General features: G+C 74.8%; 4 protein-coding genes. 1 reads left to right on the forward strand and 3 read right to left on the reverse strand.

The window, feature by feature from the left end:
* Window positions 1–411 (forward strand): nucleotide disphospho-sugar-binding domain-containing protein (locus tag AB0G16_RS38535; RefSeq protein ID WP_362815944.1); only part of this gene is annotated, 411 nt, incomplete at its 5' end.
* Window positions 412–462: 51 nt separating this feature from the next.
* Here the strand turns inward: AB0G16_RS38535 and AB0G16_RS38540 are convergent.
* The 3 genes from AB0G16_RS38540 to AB0G16_RS38550 all read right to left on the reverse strand — a co-directional run.
* Window positions 463–735 (reverse strand): acyl carrier protein, encoded by a 273-nt coding sequence (locus AB0G16_RS38540; protein WP_362815945.1) that lies wholly within the window; start codon window positions 733–735, stop codon window positions 463–465.
* Window positions 736–748: 13 nt separating this feature from the next.
* The gene (locus AB0G16_RS38545) at window positions 749–2260 is read right to left on the reverse strand and encodes an amino acid adenylation domain-containing protein (protein ID WP_362815947.1); all 1512 of its coding nucleotides are present in this window, start codon (window positions 2258–2260) and stop codon (window positions 749–751) included.
* Window positions 2257–3173: acyl-CoA dehydrogenase (locus AB0G16_RS38550; protein WP_362815949.1), on the reverse strand; the 917-nt coding region annotated here is incomplete at its 5' end. The genes AB0G16_RS38550 and AB0G16_RS38545, both read right to left, overlap by 4 nt.

The raw sequence follows: 3173 nt of genomic DNA on the forward strand, positions 1-3173 counted from the left end.
GAGAAGCAGCAGGCCGAGCTGACCCACGTCCCCGACAACGTCCGCCTGGTCTCCTTCGTGCCGCTCCAGGCCCTCGCGCCCACCTGCTCGGCCGTGATCAGCCACGGGGGGAGCGGAACGTTCCTCACCATGGCGGGACAGGGGGTGCCCCAGCTCATCGAGCCGTTCATGTTCGACGACGAGCTACGGGCCGAGCGGCTGGCCGCGCAGGGGGCGGGGCTGGTCATGCACGGCCGCGACGCCAGCGGCCAGAAGGTGCGCGAGCACGTGCTGCGCCTGCTGGACGAGCCCTCCTTCACCAAGGCCGCGGGAGAGTTGCGCGCGGAGATCGAGGCCATGCCCACCCCCAACGAGCTCGTCGGGGAACTGGAGAGGCTCACCGCCGAACACCGCGGCACCGTCGCGAGCTGAACGGCGCCCCGGGGACGGGCCGGCCCCCGGGGACGCCTGGGACTCAAGGGGTCAGGCCGGGGCCGCGTGGGGCAGGAGCGCCGAGGTCAGGCCGCGGACGCTCTTGAAGGCCCGCGGGTCGATCGTCTCGAACGCCACGTCGATCCCCATCTCGTCGCGGATGTGGGCGACCAGCAGCGCGGTGTTGAGCGAGTTGAGGATCCCCCACTCCAGCAGCGGCGAGTCCTCGTCGAGCTCCCCGGCGGGGTCTCCCGACAGGAACCGCTCCCGGATGAAGGCGATCAGCCGATCCGATATCTCCCGCTCGGACAGGACGGTGCTCATATGGTCGTCTCCTTCACAACTGGCCGTGCGGTGTGGTCCCGGAACCCAGGGCGGCCCGGTCGATCTTCCCGTTGCGGGTCCTGGGCAGCTCGCCCACGAAGCGGATCTCGTCGGCGATCATGTAGGGCGGCAGCCGTTCCGCGCTGTGCCGCTTGAGGCCCAGCACGCCCGGCGTCGCGCCCGGCGCGGGCAGCACGAACGCGCGCAGCCGCGCGTCGGCGCCCTCACCGCTGACCACCACGGCGACGTCGGCCACCTGGGGGTGGCTGCCGAGGACGGCCTCGACCTCGCCGAGCTCCACCCGGTAGCCGCGCACCTTCACCATGTGGTCGCGGCGGCCGAGGTAGTCCAGCGCCCCGCCCGGGAGCACCCGCACGACGTCCCCGGTGCGGTACGGGCCCGCCTGGGGCGCGTGCCCCCAGTAGCCGAGCATCACCGTGGGCCCCTCCACGACCAGCTCGCCCTCCTCGCCGACCCCGGCCTCGCGGCCGTCGGGCCGCATCACCCGCACGACGTCGCCGCAGGACGCGCGGCCGATCGGCACGGAGCGGTCGCGCTCCAGGTCGCCGGGGACGACCTCGTGGAAGGTGCAGACGTTGGTCTCGGTCGGGCCGTAGAGGTTGAGCAGCCGCGCGCCGGTCCAGGCCGCCAGGTCGCGCACCCCCGCGATCGGGAAGGGCTCGCCCGCGAACAGCACCGCCCGCAGCGAGGCGGGCGGGGGAGCCTCCAGCAGGCCGCCGTCGCGCATCATCAGGGTCAGCGCCGACGGCACCGAGTACCAGACGCTGACGCGCTCGCGGTGCAGGAACTCCACCATCCGGGCGGGCGCGTAGGCCAGCTCGGCCGGGACCGGGCAGACCGTCGCCCCGGCGGAGAAGGCCGCGTACAGGTCGAGCACCGACAGGTCGAAGGTGAACGGCGCGTGGTTGGCGAACCGGTCCTCCGGGCGGGCGTCCAGCTCGGCCGCGGCCCAGTCCACGAAGGCGCGGGCGGCGCGGTGGCTGACGCTCACACCCTTGGGGACGCCGGTCGAGCCGGAGGTGTAGAGCACGTACGCCAGGTCGTCGCCGGCGACCGGGTGGTCGACCGGGACGGGCCGAGCGCCGGACGGGAGCTCCCGGTGCCCGCCCAGGTCCACGAAGCGCGGTCGCGCCTCCCCGTCCCCGGTGTCGCCGGCACCGGCGGCGGCGAGCGCCTCCAGCCGGTCCCCGGCGGCGCAGACGACGCGGGGGCGGCAGTCGCGGACCAGGGCGGCCACCCGGGCCGCGGGGGCGCTCTCACCGGCCGGCACGTAGGCGGCGCCCAGGCGGAGCACGGCCTGCATCGCCACGACGGCGAGCGGTGTCTTCCCCTCCCAGATCACCACGCGGTCCCCGGGGCGCACGCCCTCGCCGGACAGCGTGTGCGCCAGCGCGTCGGCGCGCAGGTCGAGCTCCCGGTAGGTCATCTCACCGGCCGGGCCGGCCAGGGCGAGGTTGTCCGGGAAGCGGGCGGCGGAGTCGATGAGAAGCCGGTGCAGGCTCACAGTCCCAGCCCCCTGGCGACGAGCTCCCGCTGGATCTCCGTGGTCCCCGAGAAGATCGTGCCGGGCACGGCGTCGCGCAGCTGCCGCTCGACGCCCGCGGCGCCGAGGTAGCCGGTCGCGCCGAAGACCTGGATCGCGTCCAGGCTGTTGGCCACGGCCGCCTCCGACACGGCGATCTTCGACAGGGCGGCGTGGGTGGCGGTGTCGGCGTGCCCCTCGTCCAGCGACCAGCACGCCCGGTAGAGCAGCAGCCGCGCGCCCTCCAGCCGCTGCTTCATCGTGACCAGCTTGTGCGAGACGGCCTGGTGGTCGCCCAGGGCGCGGCCGAACTGGCGGCGCCCGCGCGCGTGCTCCACCGCGCGGGCGAGCTGCTCCTCCATCATCCCCAGGTAGATCGCGGGCAGGCAGGCCCGCTCCCAGGCCATCGAGCCCTGGAAGACGGCGCTGCCGCGCCCCTCGCCGCCGAGCCTGAACCGGGCGGGGACCCGGCAGCCGGAGAACTCCACCCGGCCGGCCGGGCAGCCGTCCAGGCCCATCTTCGCCATCGGCTCGCTCACCGTGACGCCCGGCAGGTCGCGGGGGACCGCGAAGGCGGTCACGCCCAGGAAGCCGAGGCCGGGGTCGACGGTGGCGTAGGTGACGATCAGATCGGCCGCGGGCGCGTTGCTGGCGAACGACTTCACGCCGTCGAGCACGTAGTGGTCGCCGTCGGGCCGGGCGACGGTGGCGAGCCTGCTCACGTCTGAGCCCGCCCCGTCCTCGGTCATGGCGTTGGCCGCGACCAGCGCACCGGAGGCCAGGCCCGGGAGCAGCTCCGCGCGCGTGGCCTCGTCCGCGTTGTCGCGGACCGCCACGCAGCACGCCAGCAGGTGCGCCGACAGCGCGAACGCCAGGGCGGTGTCGCCGCCGCCCC

It is taken from the genome of Streptosporangium sp. NPDC023615 (assembly GCF_040640155.1).
Taxonomy (GTDB): domain Bacteria; phylum Actinomycetota; class Actinomycetes; order Streptosporangiales; family Streptosporangiaceae; genus Streptosporangium.